The organism is Aeromonas sp. ANP5 (genome assembly GCF_963870295.1).
Taxonomy (GTDB): domain Bacteria; phylum Pseudomonadota; class Gammaproteobacteria; order Enterobacterales; family Aeromonadaceae; genus Aeromonas; species Aeromonas veronii.
The window spans coordinates 1-17,128 of record NZ_CAWMRY010000020.1; the positions used below are offsets into that span (position 1 = coordinate 1).

At 59.5% G+C, this 17,128-nt stretch carries 21 protein-coding genes; 11 read left to right on the forward strand and 10 right to left on the reverse strand.

Annotated elements, in window-relative coordinates:
- Window positions 1–43 precede the first annotated feature (43 nt).
- Window positions 44–664: a YtjB family periplasmic protein gene (locus AACT07_RS12410; RefSeq protein ID WP_005348965.1), complete on the reverse strand. Its 621-nt coding sequence runs from the start codon at window positions 662–664 to the stop codon at window positions 44–46.
- Between the two features lie 120 nt (window positions 665–784).
- On the opposite strand from AACT07_RS12410, the gene serB reads away from it, so the two are divergent.
- Together serB and AACT07_RS12420 are read left to right on the forward strand one after the other, a co-directional pair.
- On the forward strand, window positions 785–1,795 hold the full coding sequence (serB, locus tag AACT07_RS12415; RefSeq protein ID WP_069528024.1) for a phosphoserine phosphatase SerB: 1,011 nt from the start codon (window positions 785–787) through the stop codon (window positions 1,793–1,795).
- Between the two features lie 27 nt (window positions 1,796–1,822).
- Window positions 1,823–2,728 carry an alpha/beta hydrolase family protein gene (locus AACT07_RS12420; protein WP_069528026.1) on the forward strand — a complete coding sequence of 302 codons (906 nt, stop codon included), beginning with the start codon at window positions 1,823–1,825 and terminating at the stop codon, window positions 2,726–2,728.
- A 55-nt stretch (window positions 2,729–2,783) separates the two neighbouring features.
- On the opposite strand, the gene AACT07_RS12425 is transcribed toward AACT07_RS12420, so the two are convergent.
- Window positions 2,784–5,162 carry a PilZ domain-containing protein gene (locus AACT07_RS12425; RefSeq protein ID WP_069528028.1) on the reverse strand — a complete coding sequence of 793 codons (2,379 nt, stop codon included), beginning with the start codon at window positions 5,160–5,162 and terminating at the stop codon, window positions 2,784–2,786.
- 100 nt (window positions 5,163–5,262) lie between these two features.
- Between AACT07_RS12425 and radA the strand changes: the two genes are divergently transcribed.
- Window positions 5,263–6,630: a DNA repair protein RadA gene (gene radA, locus AACT07_RS12430; protein ID WP_005340481.1), complete on the forward strand. Its 1,368-nt coding sequence runs from the start codon at window positions 5,263–5,265 to the stop codon at window positions 6,628–6,630.
- An 81-nt stretch (window positions 6,631–6,711) separates the two neighbouring features.
- Here the strand turns inward: radA and AACT07_RS12435 are convergent, their stop codons facing one another.
- The gene (locus AACT07_RS12435) at window positions 6,712–7,092 is read right to left on the reverse strand and encodes a PilZ domain-containing protein (protein WP_005340482.1); all 381 of its coding nucleotides are present in this window, start codon (window positions 7,090–7,092) and stop codon (window positions 6,712–6,714) included.
- A 100-nt stretch (window positions 7,093–7,192) separates the two neighbouring features.
- Window positions 7,193–7,675, reverse strand: a complete 483-nt coding sequence (locus tag AACT07_RS12440) for an Rsd/AlgQ family anti-sigma factor (protein WP_005348975.1) — start codon at window positions 7,673–7,675, stop codon at window positions 7,193–7,195.
- A gap of 337 nt (window positions 7,676–8,012) precedes the next feature.
- On the opposite strand from AACT07_RS12440, the gene hupA reads away from it, so the two are divergent.
- Window positions 8,013–8,285 carry a nucleoid-associated protein HU-alpha gene (gene hupA / locus AACT07_RS12445; RefSeq protein ID WP_005340484.1) on the forward strand — a complete coding sequence of 91 codons (273 nt, stop codon included), beginning with the start codon at window positions 8,013–8,015 and terminating at the stop codon, window positions 8,283–8,285.
- A 127-nt stretch (window positions 8,286–8,412) separates the two neighbouring features.
- Here the strand turns inward: hupA and AACT07_RS12450 are convergent, their stop codons facing one another.
- The 3 genes from AACT07_RS12450 to AACT07_RS12460 all read right to left on the reverse strand — a co-directional run bounded on the left by AACT07_RS12450 (window position 8,413) and on the right by AACT07_RS12460 (window position 11,212).
- Window positions 8,413–8,856 carry a PACE efflux transporter gene (locus AACT07_RS12450; RefSeq protein ID WP_069528030.1) on the reverse strand — a complete coding sequence of 148 codons (444 nt, stop codon included), beginning with the start codon at window positions 8,854–8,856 and terminating at the stop codon, window positions 8,413–8,415.
- A gap of 163 nt (window positions 8,857–9,019) precedes the next feature.
- Window positions 9,020–9,877, reverse strand: a complete 858-nt coding sequence (locus AACT07_RS12455; protein ID WP_069528031.1) for a hypothetical protein — start codon at window positions 9,875–9,877, stop codon at window positions 9,020–9,022.
- Window positions 9,878–9,988: 111 nt separating this feature from the next.
- A complete protein-coding gene (locus AACT07_RS12460; RefSeq protein WP_005340487.1) occupies window positions 9,989–11,212 on the reverse strand; it encodes an Nramp family divalent metal transporter in 1,224 nt (407 codons plus the stop codon).
- Between the two features lie 237 nt (window positions 11,213–11,449).
- Here AACT07_RS12460 and rpsF point away from each other — a divergent pair, with 237 nt between their 5' ends.
- From rpsF to AACT07_RS12480, 4 genes are all read left to right on the forward strand, one after another.
- A complete protein-coding gene (gene rpsF, locus AACT07_RS12465) occupies window positions 11,450–11,836 on the forward strand; it encodes a 30S ribosomal protein S6 (protein WP_005308887.1) in 387 nt (128 codons plus the stop codon).
- Window positions 11,837–11,866: 30 nt separating this feature from the next.
- Window positions 11,867–12,097, forward strand: a complete 231-nt coding sequence (gene rpsR / locus AACT07_RS12470; protein ID WP_005308890.1) for a 30S ribosomal protein S18 — start codon at window positions 11,867–11,869, stop codon at window positions 12,095–12,097.
- Between the two features lie 52 nt (window positions 12,098–12,149).
- Complete coding sequence (gene rplI, locus AACT07_RS12475; protein WP_005340490.1) at window positions 12,150–12,596, forward strand: 50S ribosomal protein L9; 447 nt, start codon at window positions 12,150–12,152, stop codon at window positions 12,594–12,596.
- Between the two features lie 101 nt (window positions 12,597–12,697).
- Complete coding sequence (locus AACT07_RS12480) at window positions 12,698–13,438, forward strand: ferredoxin--NADP reductase (protein WP_069528033.1); 741 nt, start codon at window positions 12,698–12,700, stop codon at window positions 13,436–13,438.
- Window positions 13,439–13,486: 48 nt separating this feature from the next.
- On the opposite strand, the gene AACT07_RS12485 is transcribed toward AACT07_RS12480, so the two are convergent.
- Window positions 13,487–13,837 (reverse strand): hypothetical protein, encoded by a 351-nt coding sequence (locus tag AACT07_RS12485; protein WP_069528035.1) that lies wholly within the window; start codon window positions 13,835–13,837, stop codon window positions 13,487–13,489.
- A 19-nt stretch (window positions 13,838–13,856) separates the two neighbouring features.
- Window positions 13,857–14,153 (reverse strand): hypothetical protein, encoded by a 297-nt coding sequence (locus tag AACT07_RS12490; protein WP_005358055.1) that lies wholly within the window; start codon window positions 14,151–14,153, stop codon window positions 13,857–13,859.
- 255 nt (window positions 14,154–14,408) lie between these two features.
- Here AACT07_RS12490 and AACT07_RS12495 point away from each other — a divergent pair, with 255 nt between their 5' ends.
- On the forward strand, window positions 14,409–15,419 hold the full coding sequence (locus tag AACT07_RS12495; RefSeq protein WP_069528036.1) for a Preprotein translocase subunit SecY: 1,011 nt from the start codon (window positions 14,409–14,411) through the stop codon (window positions 15,417–15,419).
- A gap of 54 nt (window positions 15,420–15,473) precedes the next feature.
- Here the strand turns inward: AACT07_RS12495 and AACT07_RS12500 are convergent, their stop codons facing one another.
- Window positions 15,474–15,641: a hypothetical protein gene (locus tag AACT07_RS12500; protein ID WP_005308905.1), complete on the reverse strand. Its 168-nt coding sequence runs from the start codon at window positions 15,639–15,641 to the stop codon at window positions 15,474–15,476.
- Window positions 15,642–15,697: 56 nt separating this feature from the next.
- Between AACT07_RS12500 and AACT07_RS12505 the strand changes: the two genes are divergently transcribed.
- Entirely contained in the window at window positions 15,698–16,675 is a 978-nt protein-coding gene (locus AACT07_RS12505) for an NADP-dependent oxidoreductase (protein WP_069528038.1), read from the forward strand.
- A complete protein-coding gene (locus tag AACT07_RS12510) occupies window positions 16,672–17,109 on the forward strand; it encodes a YqaA family protein (protein WP_005348990.1) in 438 nt (145 codons plus the stop codon). Before AACT07_RS12505 ends, AACT07_RS12510 begins: the two co-directional genes overlap by 4 nt.
- Window positions 17,110–17,128: the final 19 nt, after the last annotated feature.

The window sequence follows — 17,128 nt, forward strand, 5'->3', positions numbered from 1 at the left end:
GCCTTCTGGCTGCCGTTTTTGTATCTGCTCATTGGTTGCGCCATCAATTTTCCGGAGGTGGCGCGGGGGGCGTACTCTTTTTCTTGTGCTTGCGCACCCGCATGTAGTTGCGGCGCACGCCGTAGGAGATGAGCACTCCGGCCAGCAGGGCGACCAGCAGCATCAGCCGCTGTTTCTCCTGCACCACCTTGAGCCGGGTATCCTTGTCTGCCAGCATCTGCTGCTCTTCCAGGGTGATGCGCAGGAAGCCGATGGTCTGCTCGCCATCCCGGATCTCCTGCACGAACTGGATCCGCCCCTTTCCCTGCTCAGGCAGTGATTTGTTATCGCTGCCGATGGGCAGCAGGCTCTCCAGCGGCACCGCCTGCTCAGACTGGGCGAGGGGAATGCCGCGTCCGTCGTAGAGGGTGGCATCGAGGATCTCCGGCTCGGCCGCCAGATCCCGCGCCAGCCGCTCCAGCTCGCTGCTCTTCTCCTCCTTGATCCAGCGTTTCATGTCTCGGGCAGCATAGGCGACCAGCGCCTGCGCCCGGTTGCGCGCTTCGCTGTGCAGTGAGGCCTGGCTTTCACCCTGCATATGAATAAGCACACCGAGCACCCAGCATCCGAGCAGGATACCGGCACCCAGGCTGAGAACACGTTTGATGGGAAGATGACGCTGCAAGCGCGAGACCTCATGGTAACAAGGAGTGGCGGGATCTTGGCGCTTGCCTGTACAAAAAGCAATACGCTACTCTGGGCCAGCATTGTTAACCCCCTGATCACCAAGGAAGGCGTATCCCTTATGTTGTTGTCCCGGCTCCCCCCTCTGTTATCCGATTGGCCCGCGTTGTTGTCCGGCTCACCCTGTTGGCAGCTCAGCGCAGATGCGTTGCAACCGACAGAGACTCCGCTGGCTGGCGGCTGGTTGGTGCTGTTTGGCAAGGGGCTGGGCGCCTCCCATCTGGCGCGTCTGTCGCCACTGTTGGCTGCACAGGAGTTGGCGGCCACCCTCTATCCTCCCACCGAGGTGGCGGGCGTGCCGCTGCTGCTGCTTGGCTGCGATCGCTTCTCTGCCGAGCTGGTGGCCGAGCTCAAGAGCGGTGAGTGGGAGATCGATCTCTGCCATCTGCCCGCGCTACCGACCCTGAACGAGCCCGGCCTGCTGGTGATGGATATGGACTCCACCGCGATCCGCATTGAGTGTATAGACGAGATTGCCCGCCTTGCCGGGGTTGGCGAGCAGGTGGCGGCAGTGACGGCCGCGGCGATGCAGGGCAAGCTGGAGTTTTCCGACAGCCTGCGCAATCGGGTGGCCCTTCTGGCAGGCGCGCCGGTCACCATCCTCGACGAGGTGGCGGCATGGATGCCCTGGATGCCGGGCTTGCAGCTGATGGTCGATACCCTCAAAGGGGCGGGTTGGAAGGTGGCCATCGCCTCCGGCGGTTTTACCCGTTTTGCTGGCCAGTTGCAGCGCGAGCTGGGGCTCGATGCCATCTTCGCCAACGAGTTGGCGGTGGAAGGGGGTCAGCTGACCGGCAAAGTGAGCGGGCGCATCGTTGATGCCAGCGTCAAGGCCGAGGTGTTGCAGCAGCTTGCTCAGGAGTACGGCATTGCTGCCGCCCAGACCGTGGCCATCGGCGATGGTGCCAACGATCTCAAGATGATGGGGGTCGCTGGCCTTGGCATCGCCATTCACGCCAAGCCGCTGGTGCGGGCGCAGGCGGCGGCCACCCTCAATCATCACGATCTGGAGGGGGTGATCTGCCTGCTGGCGGCGCGGGCCTGCAGCGAGCAACGTTGGGACAAGCGCTGACAGTGTTTCAAGGAGGAAACCAATAAAATGGAATTGTTGCAGCAGTCTCTGTTTATCCCCTGTGGTGGCCATCAATTGCATGTTCGCCATATCAAACCCCGGGTCGCCGTGCATGGAGAGCCGATCCTGATGGTGCATGGCGCCATCGAAAATGGGCGGATTTTCTATACCGAATCGGGCAAGGGGCTGGCCTGCTTTCTGGCCCGTCACGGCTATCAGGTCTATGTGGCTGATTTGCGGGGGCGGGGGCTCAGCACTCCTGCCATCGCCGAGAAGGCAGAGCACGGTCAGCATGAGCTGATCACCGAGGATCTGCCCGCCCTGCAGCGCTGGATTGCCGAGCGCCATCATGGCTTCAAGGTGCATTGGGTGGCCCACTCCTGGGGCGGTGTCATCATGGCCTCGACCCTGGTGCGCTTCCCCGAGCTGGCGGATCAGGTGGCCAGCCTGCTGTTTTTTGGCACCAAGCGCGGCGTGTCGGTGCACAATCCCGAGCGTTGGCTGAAGGTGGATCTGATCTGGAATCGGCTGGCCCCCTGGCTGGCCCGCCGCCGTGGTTTTCTGGCTGCTCGCACTCTGAAGATCGGTGCTGACGACGAGCCGCTGCGCTATCTGCAGGAGACCATCCCCTGGGTCAAGTGCGGCCCCTGGCAGGATCCTCACGACGGTTTTGCCTATGACGAGGCGGCGGCACGGGTCAACTGGCCACCGCTCTGGATGATTTCGGCCAAAGCGGACAAGGTGCTGGGTCACCCGACCGATGTGCGCCGTTTCAGCGACGAGATGGGTTCGGTCACTCGTCACACCCGATTGGGGCGGGATAACGGCAACCGCCTCGATTATGACCACATCAATATGCTGACCGCCCCGCAGGCCCAGGAGGATCACTTCCCCCAGATCCTCGACTGGCTGATCAACCCGCAGGCGGCATGACAAAAAAACAGGGCGCCTCGAGCGCCCTGTTTCATTTTTGTCTGTTTCCGGATCATCAGTTCAGTGGTTGCGTGATGCCAAAGCGGAACAGAGTGGCCTGGGTGGTATCGGTCAGTTCGCCTACCCCCACCACGCTCCAGAGCTCCTCTTCCAGCTTGCGCGCCTTGTGGATGGCGAACTTGGCGATGTAGTCCAGCTCGTTGGCGATGAAGTTGGTGTCGGGCCGTCCGGTACGGGAGATGCCGACCAGCACCGAGTAGAACTCCCCCTGTTGCTGCGCCAGCTCGATGAACTGACGCTTCTCTTTGACGTTGGCAAAGCTGCTGGCCAGCCGGCTGCTGAAGATGGGCAGGCCAGCCTTGGTCTGGATGCTGGCGATATAGACCTCGTCTTCTCTCGGTTTGTCCTCCCGCTCGATGGCGCGAAGCGGGTTCATCAGCAGCTCCTTGAGCAGCTCCCCCTGAAACAGCGGGTAGAGGTTCTCCTGCTCCGGCAGCTCGGCACAGGCTTGCAGCAGCCGCTGCAGACTGCGCGGTTGCAGCGACTTGCCAATGGAGGCCGGTTTGGGCGCGCCTTTCAGCTTGTTGACGTAGACCGGCGAGTTGAACAGGTGGTGGGTATAGATGTTGCGCAGTGCCCGCGCCAGCCCACGATAGCGGCGCTGCTCCTGCGCCGCCTTGAGCTTGTTCTGGTTGCTCTCGATCAGCAGGCTGAAGAACTGGCGGCCGGTATGGCGATCCGAATCCCCTTCGATGCAGAGGTGCAGCACGGTGCGGGTCATGTTGAGGCTGACCAGCCGGTAGGAGAGGCGCTGCAGATCCATGCTCTTGGAAAGCTCCTGCAAGCGGGGCAGGGCGATGGTCACCACATCGTTCTTCTCGCCGATAAAGGCATCTTCCAGCTCGATTTGCAGGCCGTGAGTCGAGATGTCGCGGGTCCAGCCGATCCAGGATTTGCCGTTGTGATGGATGGCGACCGCGGTCTTGTGGATGTAGCGCGACTCCTTGCGCAGCTGAACATAGTGCAGGGTTTCGATCTCGAACGGGGCAACCCCCTGTTCGTGACCAAAGCGTTGCAGCTCGTTGGCGTTGTTGCTGACCCCTTCCTGATGGAACTCTTCCCGCTGGGACTCCAGCCCGATCTCCTGCAGCAGGCCGCAATAGCCGATCTGTTTGAGCCGCTCGAGCAGCAGGATATCTTGCAACTGCGGGTTGTCCTGCCCCTGCAGTTGCCCCACATCTGCCTCGATAAGATCGCACGCCTCCAGCGTGAATTTGTAGACTCGCCAGCTGGGGCGGCGCGAGCCTACCTGGAAGAAGAGGGCGGTGAGGCCACTCTGGCGCAGCTCCTCGGCGGTGGCGGAGAAGAAGTAGATGTGGCTGCGCACCGTGTGGGTAAAGCAGTAGATGATGGTCTCGGTGGTGGTGCCGGGGGCTGGGCAGAGCCGTTTCATCCGCTCTGCGCTGAAAAGCCCCGCTAGGGCATCGCGGTTTTTCTCATCGCGCCAATACTCCAGCAGGTGCTGGTTGTTTTCCGTACGCAGGGCAATCTCGAGATTGGGGCTGTCGCCGGTGCCGAAGAAGAGCGGCATGCCGGTCATCCGCGGCAGGTAGAACTGCTCATACCCCTTGATGATGGCGGCGGAGAGCAGATAGTCGACGCTGACCCGATAACGGATCTTGTTGGCATCGATAAAATCGCTGAGGAAAGCATCGAAGGCGGGCTGTTCGCCGGAGCGCACCAGCCGCAGCCAATATTTTCCCTCTTTGCTCTCTTCGCCGAGGATCTGATAGCCGACCGGCTGATGCAGCACCGGATTGGGGGTGTCCCGCTCCAGTCCGGTAAAGAAGACCTCCACTTGGGCGCCGGTGTGATAGTTCGGCAGATAGGGCACCGAGACCCGCATGCCCCCCAGCGAGAGATCGGAACTCTTGGCGAACAGCTTCTCTCCGTCCTGAAACTTGATCAGAACCGGCGAGCTGAAGTGCATCCGCTCCTGGCGGCGGCCGTAGTAGCTGGCAAAGGCAATGGTGTTGACATCATATTGCCGGAAGGGGCTGGCCGGCGGAGACAGCTGACCATCCACGCGGGCGTTGTGGTGCTGCTTTTGCCACTGTTGCAGCGCCTCGTAGACACCGAGGGTATAGATATCGCGGTAGAGATAGCACTGGGACTGGAACAGGGCAATCGCATCGGCGGGCATGAAGTGAGTGATGCCGTCGAACTCATGCACCAGGCATTCATCCTCCAGTTCATCGCGCATGTCGATGACCCTGCGGCAGGGGGAGCACTTGCGCTTGAGCTCCATCTTGATCAGAAAACGGCTGTTGCTGTTTTCCTCCTGTGTCATGCGGTTGAAGATCTCCTCGAAATCTTTCTCCCGCAGCAAGGGGACGAGTTGTTCAATCAGATGTTGCTGGTGTTCTGAATCCATTTGTTCCTGCCACGGAAAGTCACTTTTCCGATTCTGGGTTTGATCTGTCGGTCGCAAACAAGTATATCAAGCAGGAATTCATCCTGTCCCCGAGTTATCAATGGCCAAAAATAAAACTGCTTATGTTTGTTCCGAATGTGGTGCCGACTTCACACGCTGGCAAGGTCAATGCAGCGAGTGCAAGGAGTGGAATACCATTACCGAGGTGCGCCTCGGCTCGGTGAGCCCCGCTGGCAAGAGTGCCCGTTACACCGGTTATGCCGGCGCGGTCGGCAGTCAGGTACAGACACTGGCAGAGATCGCCACCACCGAAATTCCCCGTTTTACTTCAGGTTTCAAGGAGCTGGATCGGGTGCTTGGTGGCGGTGTGGTGCCCGGCTCGGCCATTTTGATCGGCGGCAACCCGGGGGCGGGCAAGTCCACCCTGCTGCTGCAAACCATGTGTGGTCTCGCTGAACGGATGAAAACCCTCTATGTCACCGGCGAGGAGTCGCTCCAGCAGGTGGCGATGCGGGCCAACCGCCTTGGGCTGCCCACCGACAAGCTGCGGATGCTCTCCGAGACCAGCGTCGAGCAGATCTGCCTGATTGCCCAGCAGGAGCAGCCGCAGATCATGGTGATTGACTCCATTCAGGTGATGCATGTGGCGGATGTGCAATCGTCCCCCGGTTCAGTCTCTCAGGTGCGCGAAGCGGCTGCGTTGCTGACCCGCTACGCCAAGCAGAATCATGTGGCCATCTTCATGGTGGGTCATGTGACCAAGGATGGCAGTCTGGCGGGCCCCAAGGTGCTGGAGCACTGCATCGACTGCTCTGTGCTGCTTGATGGTGGCCATGACTCCCGTTTTCGGACTCTGCGCTCCCACAAGAACCGCTTCGGTGCGGTCAACGAGCTGGGGGTCTTTGCCATGACCGAACAGGGGATGCGCGAGGTGAGCAACCCCTCTGCCATCTTCCTCAGCCGGGGGCAGGAGCAGGCGCCCGGTTCCATCGTCATGGTGATCTGGGAGGGCACCCGACCGCTGCTGGTGGAGTTGCAGGCGCTGGTGGACTACTCCCAGCTCTCCAACCCGCGCAGGGTGGCGGTGGGGATGGATCACAACCGGCTCGCCATGTTGCTGGCGGTGCTGCACCGTCACGGCGGGCTGCAGATGGCGGATCAGGATGTCTTCATCAACGTGGTCGGCGGGGTCAAGGTCGAGGAGACCAGTGCGGATCTGGCGCTGCTGCTGGCGATGGTCTCCAGCTTCCGGGATCAGGCGCTGCCCAAGGATCTGGTGGTGTTCGGCGAAGTGGGTCTTTCTGGTGAAATTCGCCCGGTGCCGTCCGGCCAGGAGCGGTTGCAGGAGGCGGCCAAGCACGGTTTTCGTCGAGCCATCGTGCCGCACGCCAATGCCCCCAAGCATCCCATCGAAGGGATGGAAGTGGTGCCGGTCAAGAAGCTGTCCGAGGCACTCGAGGCACTGTAATTCTCCTGCATTCCAGTCAAGACAACAGCACAACGAAAAAAGAGCGCCTCGGCGCTCTTTTTTATGGGCTGGAACCTGCCATCAGGGCTGGCTGTGTTCCAGATGCTCGCTCAGCAGTTGTTCCAGCTCGCGGTGGAGCAGCTCTTCGTCGCCGACGTTAAGCTCGATCATCCGCTTGAGGTGGGTGGCACTGTCGATATCGATGTGGTGGCAGTAGAACCCCAGCTTTTTGCTGGCTTCGTGGGTCAGCTCGACCTGCATTTTGATCTCGATATCGCTACCGCTCAGGATAAAGCTGAGCTGGTACTCCTTGTTGTCACGGCTCTCCCAGTCGTCGGGGCGGATCAGCAGGGCTCCCTGCAAGGAGACGTCGACAAGCTGGGTCTGCCACTTCTGTTCCCCCTGGGTGAGTTCTGCCATGGTCAAGTAGAGGATCCGTGCAAAACGGCGGCGCTCAGACATGCTCATCTCCTGTATGCAATAAGTGTGGACGCTAGGGTCATTGCTCTGAGTGTAATCCACCTTGGTTGCCAGTATCTTGAACTTGCTCCGAAAATGGCATTCAGGCTTGCTGGGTACTCAAGGATTCCACCACATGAAGCGCTTTGACCAAGCGGTCCTCCTGTTTGAACCGCTCTTCCAGAACCGGACCCAACTCATTGAGATCATCATCCAGTAGCAGCAATTGGGCCTCGTCGGCATCACTGTATTTGTCGTTGAACTCGAGGGCGAATTCAGTGCTGTTACGAATATGGGGATAGATGCGCTTGGCCAGCTCCAGTGTTTCGCCGCTGGCTTGCTCGAAGGCGGTGACGACGTGGTGGTAGATCTCGAAATGGCCCGCGCTGACATAGTCGACCAGGCGGTCGCAAAACTGATGCAGCTCTTCTGTTTTGGGCAGGCTGCGTTGCTTGGTCCGCGCCGGAGTAAGGCCTGCCAGCTGCATGTATCCAACCAGCAGCGCTTGCCTTGCATCCAGCCAGTCGTCGATAGCCTTATGCTTGCCTGCCAGCGCCTGCTTGGTCTGTTCCAGTTTCGTCAACATAATCCCTATCCCTCCGTGGGGCAAAGGCTGGCCGATTGTTCGGTATTCCGAGCCGTTTGAGCAGTGACACAACCTATAACTAGGGAAAATCTGGGCAAGCGTCAATAGCCATGGGGGGATAATGTTAAGTGGCGAAGAAATAGTCAGTGGATTGTGTCTGCGTGCTAGCAGGTTTCAGGCCTGCTCACGGTTTTTCGCGTGTGGAATGTGACTATTTCCGCAGATCTTGATGAAAACCCCAGCGTTTGACGCGTTCGGCTCGATAAAGGCTTTGCCTGTGCGTTTTTTTTTGCATAGAGTGACCCAGCGCTAAATGCCCGATCATAAAGGAAATGTTATGAACAAAGCTCAACTTGTCGATGCGATTGCCGCCAAAGCAGATCTGAGCAAAGCTCAGGCCAAAGTGGCTCTGGAAGAGATCATCAATGGTATTACCCAGAGCTTGAAAGAAGGTGATGCTGTGCAACTGGTCGGTTTTGGCACCTTCAAGGTCACCCACCGCGCAGGCCGCACCGGTCGTAACCCGCAAACTGGTAAAGAGATCCAGATTGCTGCTGCCAACGTGCCTTCATTCGTGGCTGGCAAGGCTCTGAAAGACGCCGTCAAGTAAGTCCGAAAGTCTGTTTTGTCCAATGCCAGTCAGCTTGCTGACTGGCATTGTTTTTATGGGATACTCCCATCCTTCCTATTAGTCCTTCCTGACTTTTCCTTCTGTCGACCTCGTTGCGGCTGAGGCCTTATGCCGTCTGCGGGTTGGATGGTAGCGGCCAGATCCGATCATAGGCCCAGGTAAAGACCATGATGTAGACGAGGTAGAAGGCGACGAAGCCGAGATCCAGCATCAGTGCGTCCCACACTCCCAAATCGAGCCAGAACATGACGCAGGGGAGGGAGAGCATCATAAAGCTCGCCTCATAGCCAAACGCGTGCAGGAAGCGGTCCAGTGGTCGTTTGTTGGTGCGCCCGCAAAGTTTGAGCAACCCCTTGTCGAACAACAGGTTCCAGCCGTAGGTCCAGGCGGTGGCGACGATGGAGAAGAAGATGGCCAGCGAACCGACCTCGGCGACGCCCTGACCGAACAGCTGGCTGATCAGCGGTGCGACCAGTGCCAGCCCGATGCCTTCGTAGAGAACCAGATAACGAAGTCGATCCGGGGTGGTGCGTAGTTGAGTACTACTCATGGGGATATGCCTCCTGTGGGAGGCGCATTCTAATCAGGGAGTGGTTAAAAGAGAAGCATCGGCCCGTCGTGACTGGCGTTGAGGGGCATGATGATGCCCCCTCATTTGCGATACTTCTCTATTGCCAATTTGGGCGTTAGCCCTGAGTGGTCAAGTCTGCGACTCAGGCGCCGGTTGGCGTGACCCGTGTCAGCATGGCAAAGCCCTCTTCCACTTGTGTGAGCTGTACCTTGACCGCCCCCAACTCGGCGAGCGAGGCAACATGAGTGCCACCACAGGGAATGGTCACCTCCTGGCCTTCCAGCATGCAGTGCCAGTAACGGGAATCGATGATCGCCTCGCCAGCGCGGCTACGGCGGATCTCGCCTCCGGCTGCGATCCAGTCGGCCAGTTGCTGGTTGACCTTCTCTTCAATCAGCGCCAGATCTGCCAGCAGCGCCTCGCTGTTGACCCCCTTCTTGCGCAGGCTCTTGCCGATGCGGTACTGCTCCCGCGATCCACAAGGCTCGACCCGAGAGCTTTGAATAGCCAGGCGGTCGAAGTCGGGCTGGCCCAGTGCATCGCGCTCGCTTACCTCCTTGCGCCAGTAGGGGGTGAGAGCCCGGTTGAGGGCCAGCGCCGCCAGATGGCAGCCACTATGGCCCAGACTCAACGCGTGGCGGGCAGCGCTATCCACTTGCAATTCGACCTGGCTGCCAACGGCCAGCGCGTGGTCTCCGGTCAGCGGATGGACCACCACGAAACTCCACCCCTCTGCGCCCCGCTTGACCGGAATCGCAGTATCGACAAACAGCTCGCCATCCGGGCTGATGGCCCCCATCCGGCAAGGGCCAATGGCGGCTTCGCCCCCTTCCCAGCGAGCATTGCCCACATCCCCCGGCTGATCGGGCCAGAGGTGGCTCTGGGGATGAAAGGGGGTGAGGTCGGTGACCAGCAGTGTGGTATCACCGCGCTGGCAGCAGACCACGCTGGCCTGCTCCTGATGATGGCCCAGTACGAAGCTGGCTCGGGTATGTTCCATGGCAAGGCTCCCGCAACGATAAATGAGAAGAGAAAGCGGCAGCATACGCCAAAGTGCGAAGAGGCTCATTAACCAGAGTTAATGAGCCCCTCTTCTCGGTTTGACGGTTCGCTAGATCATGGCGACCAGCAGATAGGCGTTGAGCCCGATCACCAGCGCAACGATAAGGCGTCCTACCGCCTGGGTGACGGGGTGGTTACGATGTTGTCCCATCAGTGCCCGATCGCCGGTCAGCATCAACAGCGGGATCAGGGCCAGCGCGATGCCAAAGCTCAGGATCACCTGACTCAACACCAGAATTTCGGTGGTGTTGAGTCCCATGGCGATTACCACGAAGGCGGGAGCCATGGTGATGGCGCGACGCAGCCAGAGTGGGATGGTAAAGCGGACAAAGCCCTGCATTACCACTTGCCCGGCCAGGGTGCCCACCACGGTAGAGCTGATGCCGGAGGCGACCAGCGAGAGGCCAAACAGGGTGGCGGCAGCCTGACCCAGCAGCGGAGTGAGGGTCTGGTAGGCGGATTCCAGCTCCGCCACCTGCTGGTGGCCCGAGCTGTGGAACGCGGCGGCCGCCATCGCCATCATCGCCAGATTGACGAAGCCGGCGATGGTCATGGCAATCGCCACATCGACCCGGGTGGTGTGCAGCCGCTGGCTGACCGAGCCCTGATCCTGCGTGTGCTGGGTCAGTGCCGAGTGCAGGTAGATAACGTGGGGCATCACGGTAGCACCGAGCACACCGGCGGCCAGATAGACGGCATCGCTGTTGGGCAGACCGGGGAAGAGAGCCCCTTCCAGCAGGCTGGGCAAATGGGGGCGGGAGAAGATCAGCTCGACGATATAGGCCGCCGCGACAAACAGCAGCAGGCCACCGACCACGAACTCCAGTGGTTTCTGACCACGGGACTGCAACATCAGGATCCCCCAGGTCACCACGGCGGTGATACAGGCTCCTTCAAGCAAGGTCACGCCAAGCAGCAGTTTGAAGCCGACTGCGGCGCCGATAAATTCGGCGAGATCGGTGGCCATGGCGATGATCTCTGCCTGCACCCAGTAGGCCCAGACCGCCGGTTTCGGCAGTCGGTCGCGGATGTGCTCCGCCAGATTCTTGCCGGTGACGATGCCAAGTTTGGCCGAGAGGGTCTGCACCAGCATTGCCATCAGGTTGGCCCATACCACCACCCAGAGCAACTGGTAGCCAAAGGTAGAGCCCGCCTGAATATTGGTGGCGAAGTTGCCCGGGTCGATATAGCCGATGGCGGCGATAAAGGCTGGCCCGAGCAGGGTCAGTTTGAATTTGCGGGCTGGAATCGTAGTCGTCAGTGCGGGTTGCATGGCATCACCCTCCATAAGGATATGGAGAGAGAATAGATCTAAGTGATAATCATTATCAATTGTTGTTTCTGATGATTTCCATCGGGAAAAACATTTAAGGCGGTCAGTTGCAGTGAGGGATGTGATTTCGTACAATACGCCGCCCTAGAAAAGCAGCGACTAAACACCTTTATGTTCCTTGCCTCCGAGGTCTGGCTGCACCTGGGCGGAGGCTGAATTAATCCGTAAGGAGCTAAAATGCGTCATTACGAAATCGTCTTCATGGTTCATCCGGACCAGAGCGAGCAAGTTCCCGGCATGATTGAGCGTTACACCGGCGCCATCACCACCTCCGGTGGCACCATTCATCGCCTGGAAGATTGGGGCCGTCGTCAGCTGGCTTACCCGATCGACAAACTGCACAAAGCCCACTACGTTCTGATGAACGTAGAAGCAGAGCAAGCCGTTATCGATGAGCTGGAAACCAACTTCCGCTTCAACGATGCCGTTATCCGCAACATGATCATGCGCACCAAGCACGCCGTGACTGAAGTTTCTCCGATGGCCAAGGCCAAAGAAGAGCGCTTCACCCGTCGTGACGACGAGCGCCGCGAAGAAGCTACTGAAGCTGCTTCCGAAGAGTAATTCTGGATCACTGACTAGAGGATAAAGGCCATGGCACGTTATTTCCGTCGTCGTAAGTTCTGCCGCTTCACCGCCGAGAACGTTACCGAGATCGACTACAAAGATATCGTTACTCTGAAAAACTACATCACTGAATCTGGCAAGATCGTACCGAGCCGTATCACCGGTACCCGCGCCAAGTATCAGCGTCAGCTGGCACGCGCCATCAAGCGTGCTCGTTACCTGGCTCTGCTGCCGTACACCGATCTGCACAACAAGTAAGAATCGGCCCGGCACTTAAGCCTAACTCAACGAAATTTATAGAGGAAAGGTAATGCAAGTTATCCTGCTCGACAAAATCGCCAAACTGGGCGGTCTGGGTGACCAAGTTTCCGTGAAATCTGGTTATGCCCGTAACTACCTGATCCCGCAAGGCAAAGCTGTTATGGCCACCAAGGCCAACATCGAAGCTTTCGGTGCTCGTCGCGCTGAGCTGGAAGCCAAACTGGCTGCCAACAAAGCTGCTGCTGAAGAGCGTGCTGCCAAGCTGGCCGAACTGGCTACCGTGGTTATCGCTTCCAAGTCTGGCGACGAAGGCAAGCTGTTCGGTTCCATCGGTACCCGTGACGTGGCTGAAGCCATCACTGCTGCCGGCGTAGCCGTTGCCAAGAGCGAAGTCCGCATGGGCAACGTTCTGCGTAACACCGGTGACTACGAAGTTGCTGTTCAGCTGCACGCTGACGTTAAAGCAACCGTACAGATCCAGGTTGTTGCCCTGTAATAGCGATTCGCTTTTGCAGAGAAAACCCGCGCACTTGCGCGGGTTTTTTATTTTCCGGCCCGGGGGTAGAGTGAAGGTCTGTTCCACTGGAGGAGATCCTTATGGCTTGGGTAGAAGGCCGCGTCATCGAACGCATCGAATGGACACCCACCCTGTTCTCCCTGCGGGTAGCGGCCGAGCTGGCTCCCTACAAGGCAGGCCAATTCACCAAGCTGGCCCTCGAGCAGGGCGATCGCCGCATTCAGCGCGCCTACTCCTTCGTCAATCCCCCCTCTGCGCCATACCACGAGTTCTATCTGGTCGAGATCCCGAGCGGTGAGCTGACTCCCTCGCTCGGCTCGCTGCAAGCAGGCGATACTCTGCTGGTGCAATCCCAGGCGACCGGCTTTCTGACGCTGGATGAGGTGCCCGCCGGGCGCGATCTCTGGCTGCTCTCGACCGGCACTGCCATCGGCCCCTTCCTCTCCATGCTGGCCGATGGGGAAGCCTTCAACCGTTTCGAGAATCTGGTGCTGGTGCACGGGGTGCGCAAAGGCGAAGAGTTGAGCTATCAGGATTTGAGCGCCAGCTTTACCGAGCAATATGGCGCGCGTTTTTGCTATGTCCCGTTTGTCAGCCGCGAGCCCTGGCCCGATGCAATGGCAGGGCGGATACCGGCGGCGATTGCCAATGGTCAGTTGCAGGATCGAGTGGGGTTGGAGTTCTCACCCGAGCTGAGTCAGGTGCTGATCTGCGGCAATCCGGAGATGGTGAAAGAGACCCTGCAGACCTTGCTGGCGCTGGGGTTGGCCAAGAATCTGCGGCGTGCGCCGGGCAATATCAGTGCGGAGAATTATTGGTAAACAATCAGCACAGGGGCACCAAGCCCCTGCTGCATCAGGAGAGGGCGTTCAGTTCTTCTTGCCGTTGCCCTTATTTTTATCTTTCTGTTTGTCGTGACCTTGCCCGGGGTTATTGCCGCTGTGGATGCTGCGGTTGTAGTGATCCCGGTACTTGCCATCCATCTTGTCGCAGTTGAGTTTGATCCGGCTGTCGCCAATGCCAAGATCCAGGCAGTTGTCCTGCCACCAGTCGTACTCTTTGTCATCCCAGTCGAGATTGATCTTGATGTCATCACCGGAGATCTTGATGCCATCGCCATTTTTGCCTGGCGGCGCCGCAACCGCGATGCCATGCGCCATCAGCAGGGAGAGCATCAGGGCGCCGCGCCGGATAACGGGGTTGTGTTTGGCTTGGGTCATCGCAAGGGGACTCCCGTCGTTATTGGCCACTCTGCGCGTTGGCAGGGATCTGGTTGGTTTGCGGTGGCTGGTTGCGGTTCTCTTCATCTTCCAGATTGAATTTGACCGCCCTGCAGTCGGCCGGGGCGGTTTCGCCGACCCCCAAGTCGAGGCAGTCGTTCTGGGTCCAGCCGAACTGCTTGTCATCCCAGTCCAGATTGAATTTAAGCTCATCGACGGAGAATTCGGAGCCACTGCTCTCTTGATATTGCTGGGTCGCTGCGGCGCTGCCGGTAACCAGAAGAAGGGAGAGTAGCAAAGTGGTCTTACTGTTCATGATGGCCTCGGATAATTGCAACGGTGGATGAGTGTACAGACCGGAGCTGAACCCGGGCGGAACTGTTCCACATCTCACTACATGATCAAGTCAGGGAGGGATTGTATCGCTTTTCTGCTGCCGATTTGTCCGTTTTGGTCGCACTCTGGGCAGCTGGTTGCCAATCTGAAGGAATTCAGTCATTTGCCCTTCTCTGGGCGAGTCTGGCGACTATAATCGGCAGCCAACTTTTCCTGCACAGCACACCCCTTCATCATGACCACACAGGACTCCTCCACACAGCGCTACCCCAAGGGGTGGTTCGCTCTGACGACGGTATACAGTTTCACCGGATTGGCCATTCTGGCCTCCATTATCTTCTCCCTGCTGCTGTTCCTCTCCATCGATGACAACCCGCTGATGAAGTGGCTGTTCGGCGGCTTGGCCATCATCTTCGAGCTGGGCAAGTTTTACGTCTGGTACGAGTACGGCGAGCGCAAGGCGCGGCGGGATCTGAGTGGTGCTCTCTGGTCGCTGCTGTTTTACAGTGTGCTTGCGGCCATCTCCATCGGCGGCAGCATTGGTGGCATCAACAGCGCCACCAACACGGTACTGAGCCAGCAGGCGCGCCACGAACGGGAACTGGCCCGTTTCGACGAGCAGATCGCCAGCATCGAGCGGCAGATCCAGCTCAACGAGGAGGCGGCCCGCAAATATATCGAGCTGGAGCGCATCTCCAGTGGTGTCTCCTCGTTGCAGCACGCCAACACCAAGCTGCGCTTGCAGCAGGATGAGCTGCGTCAGCAGCGCGATGCCAAGCCGGTCAACGAACAATCCTCCATGTTGGGGCTGATGAGCAGTCTGGCGGACGGAGTGGGGATGAGCATCAGTCAGGTGCAGTTCCTGCTGGTCTGCTTCCTCTCGGTGCTGCTCGACGTGTTCGGTGCCTTTTTCGTCAGCCTGATCGGCGAGGAGAACCGCTTTCGCCGGATGTGGCGCTGGCAGCAGGATCAAGCTCGCGAAGAGGCACAGGCAGCGTTGGCGATGGCTGCTCAGCCCGAGCCCATCATGCCCCCCGAGCCAGCCCCCGAAGTGCTGGCACAGGTGCGCGGTGCGCTGGTGAGCGGTGAGCTCAAGTGCAGCAAGCGTTCGGTGGCACAGGCGCTGTCACTCTCGCTGGAGGAGGTGGATCGGGTGTTCCACCATCTGCTGTCGCAGGGGGTGCTGGGGCAGGGGAGCAATCGCCACTACTACCTCAATCCGGCGCTGGAGCAGCAAGCCGGATAATGAGAAGGCCACCGAAACTCGGTGGCCTTTTTCGTTATCGAGTGGCTGTGGCACTCAGTGAGTCAGCACCATCATCAGGCTGAGGAAGGCGGCTAGTCCGCCACCGATGCCGATGATCCAGTAAAACCCCTTGGCCCCCTGTTTGAGCGGGATGCGGAAGTAGAGCAGAAACGCCCACCACCCCAGTGCCAGCAACAGAGGAATAAGAAACATTCGAGCCATGGTGTCCTCGCTGTTATTCTGTTGACCCTTGATCAATCAACAGGATGGATTGTGCAATGACGCAACTACAGATTACCGCATTCGGTGACCCCTCGGTACTCAAGCTCAACCCTTCCCTCGATAAGGTGCCAGCCGATGGCGAAGTGCGGGTGCGCATCTGCTTTGTGGGGGTCAACCCCATCGATGCCAAAACCCGCGCCGGTCTTGGCTGGGCGGCGGCCCAGAACAAGGACAAGCTGCCCTGGACACCGGGTTATGACGTCTCCGGCGTGGTAGAGAAGGTGGGCCCCGGCGTGACCTCGCTGGTCGAGGGAGATTTGGTGTGCGGCATGGTCGGTTTTCCCCTTACCGCCGGTGGCTACGGGGAGTCTGTGGTGGCAAGCGAGAGCGAGCTGGTCAAGCTTGACGGGGTGAGCCTGCAGCAGGGTGCGGCGCTGCCACTGGCCGGTCTCACCGCCTGGCAGGGGCTGCTTGAGCACGGCGCCCTCCAGAGCGGTCAGCGGGTATTGATCCTCGCCGGTGCCGGTGGGGTCGGCCATCTGGCGGTGCAGTTTGCCAGCGCCTATGGCGCCGAGGTGGTGGCTACCGCCAGCCCGGACAACCATGGCTTCCTCCATGCTCTGGGGGCGCGCTGGATGGTGGATTACCACGACGCGAACTGGCCAGCACGGGTGGTGACAGAGGCCGGCCAGGTCGATCTGGTGCTGGATCTGGTGGGCGGCGAGAGCGGCAAGGTGGCGTTGGCCTGTGTCAAGCCGGGTGGCCGCTTGGTGACGGTACCCACCATTACTGCCCAGCAGATCAAGGATGCTGGGGCTGCGGCGGGGATCGAAGTGGTCGGCATGCTGGTTCACCCTGACCAGAAGCAGCTGGGTCAGATGTTGATGCTGCTGCGTCAGGGGGAGGTGAAGGTCACCCTCGCCGGTGAATTCCCCCTGGCCGAGGGGGCGCTGGCCCATCAGGCTATCGAAGGGGGCCATGTGCGCGGCAAGCTGCTGCTGCGGATGCCTGCGGCCGATGGCTATCCAGGATGAGCGAGATGATGGAGATGGGGTTGGGGTGGCTCTTTTTAAGCGCCTTTACCTCCGCCACCCTGCTGCCCGGCAGCTCGGAAGTGCTGCTGGGGGCCATGGCGGCCAAGGGGGAGTGGAGCATGGCGAGCCTGCTGCTGTGGGCGACGCTGGGCAATACCCTCGGCTCCATGACCACCTGGTGGCTCGGCTGGCTCGCCACCTTCAAGAAAAAACCGGAAGATTTTCAAGGCCGTGGGGAACAAAAAGCCTTAGGCTGGCTCAAACAACATGGTCACTGGTGTCTGCTGCTTGCCTGGACGCCGGTGGTCGGTGATGGTCTCTGTCTGTTGGCCGGTTGGCTGCGCCTCTCCTTCTGGCGCTCTCTCATTCTGATCGGGCTCGGCAAATTGTTCCGTTATGCCCTGGTTTTTCTGCTGGCCAGTCACATTTTCTAGCCTGTTTTTGTCACTCACG

Coding starts and splice junctions, on each gene's coding strand:
- AACT07_RS12455 (WP_069528031.1), bottom strand. CDS start 9,877: ATGGAACATACCCGAGCCAGCTTCGTACTGGGCCATCATCAGGAGCAG.
- serB (WP_069528024.1), top strand. CDS start 785: ATGTTGTTGTCCCGGCTCCCCCCTCTGTTATCCGATTGGCCCGCGTTG.
- AACT07_RS12495 (WP_069528036.1), top strand. CDS start 14,409: ATGACCACACAGGACTCCTCCACACAGCGCTACCCCAAGGGGTGGTTC.
- hupA (WP_005340484.1), top strand. CDS start 8,013: ATGAACAAAGCTCAACTTGTCGATGCGATTGCCGCCAAAGCAGATCTG.
- AACT07_RS12510 (WP_005348990.1), top strand. CDS start 16,672: ATGAGCGAGATGATGGAGATGGGGTTGGGGTGGCTCTTTTTAAGCGCC.
- AACT07_RS12420 (WP_069528026.1), top strand. CDS start 1,823: ATGGAATTGTTGCAGCAGTCTCTGTTTATCCCCTGTGGTGGCCATCAA.
- AACT07_RS12490 (WP_005358055.1), bottom strand. CDS start 14,153: ATGAACAGTAAGACCACTTTGCTACTCTCCCTTCTTCTGGTTACCGGC.
- AACT07_RS12440 (WP_005348975.1), bottom strand. CDS start 7,675: ATGTTGACGAAACTGGAACAGACCAAGCAGGCGCTGGCAGGCAAGCAT.
- AACT07_RS12505 (WP_069528038.1), top strand. CDS start 15,698: ATGACGCAACTACAGATTACCGCATTCGGTGACCCCTCGGTACTCAAG.
- radA (WP_005340481.1), top strand. CDS start 5,263: ATGGCCAAAAATAAAACTGCTTATGTTTGTTCCGAATGTGGTGCCGAC.
- AACT07_RS12480 (WP_069528033.1), top strand. CDS start 12,698: ATGGCTTGGGTAGAAGGCCGCGTCATCGAACGCATCGAATGGACACCC.
- AACT07_RS12450 (WP_069528030.1), bottom strand. CDS start 8,856: ATGAGTAGTACTCAACTACGCACCACCCCGGATCGACTTCGTTATCTG.
- rplI (WP_005340490.1), top strand. CDS start 12,150: ATGCAAGTTATCCTGCTCGACAAAATCGCCAAACTGGGCGGTCTGGGT.
- AACT07_RS12435 (WP_005340482.1), bottom strand. CDS start 7,092: ATGTCTGAGCGCCGCCGTTTTGCACGGATCCTCTACTTGACCATGGCA.
- AACT07_RS12500 (WP_005308905.1), bottom strand. CDS start 15,641: ATGGCTCGAATGTTTCTTATTCCTCTGTTGCTGGCACTGGGGTGGTGG.
- AACT07_RS12485 (WP_069528035.1), bottom strand. CDS start 13,837: ATGACCCAAGCCAAACACAACCCCGTTATCCGGCGCGGCGCCCTGATG.
- rpsR (WP_005308890.1), top strand. CDS start 11,867: ATGGCACGTTATTTCCGTCGTCGTAAGTTCTGCCGCTTCACCGCCGAG.
- AACT07_RS12460 (WP_005340487.1), bottom strand. CDS start 11,212: ATGCAACCCGCACTGACGACTACGATTCCAGCCCGCAAATTCAAACTG.
- AACT07_RS12425 (WP_069528028.1), bottom strand. CDS start 5,162: ATGGATTCAGAACACCAGCAACATCTGATTGAACAACTCGTCCCCTTG.
- rpsF (WP_005308887.1), top strand. CDS start 11,450: ATGCGTCATTACGAAATCGTCTTCATGGTTCATCCGGACCAGAGCGAG.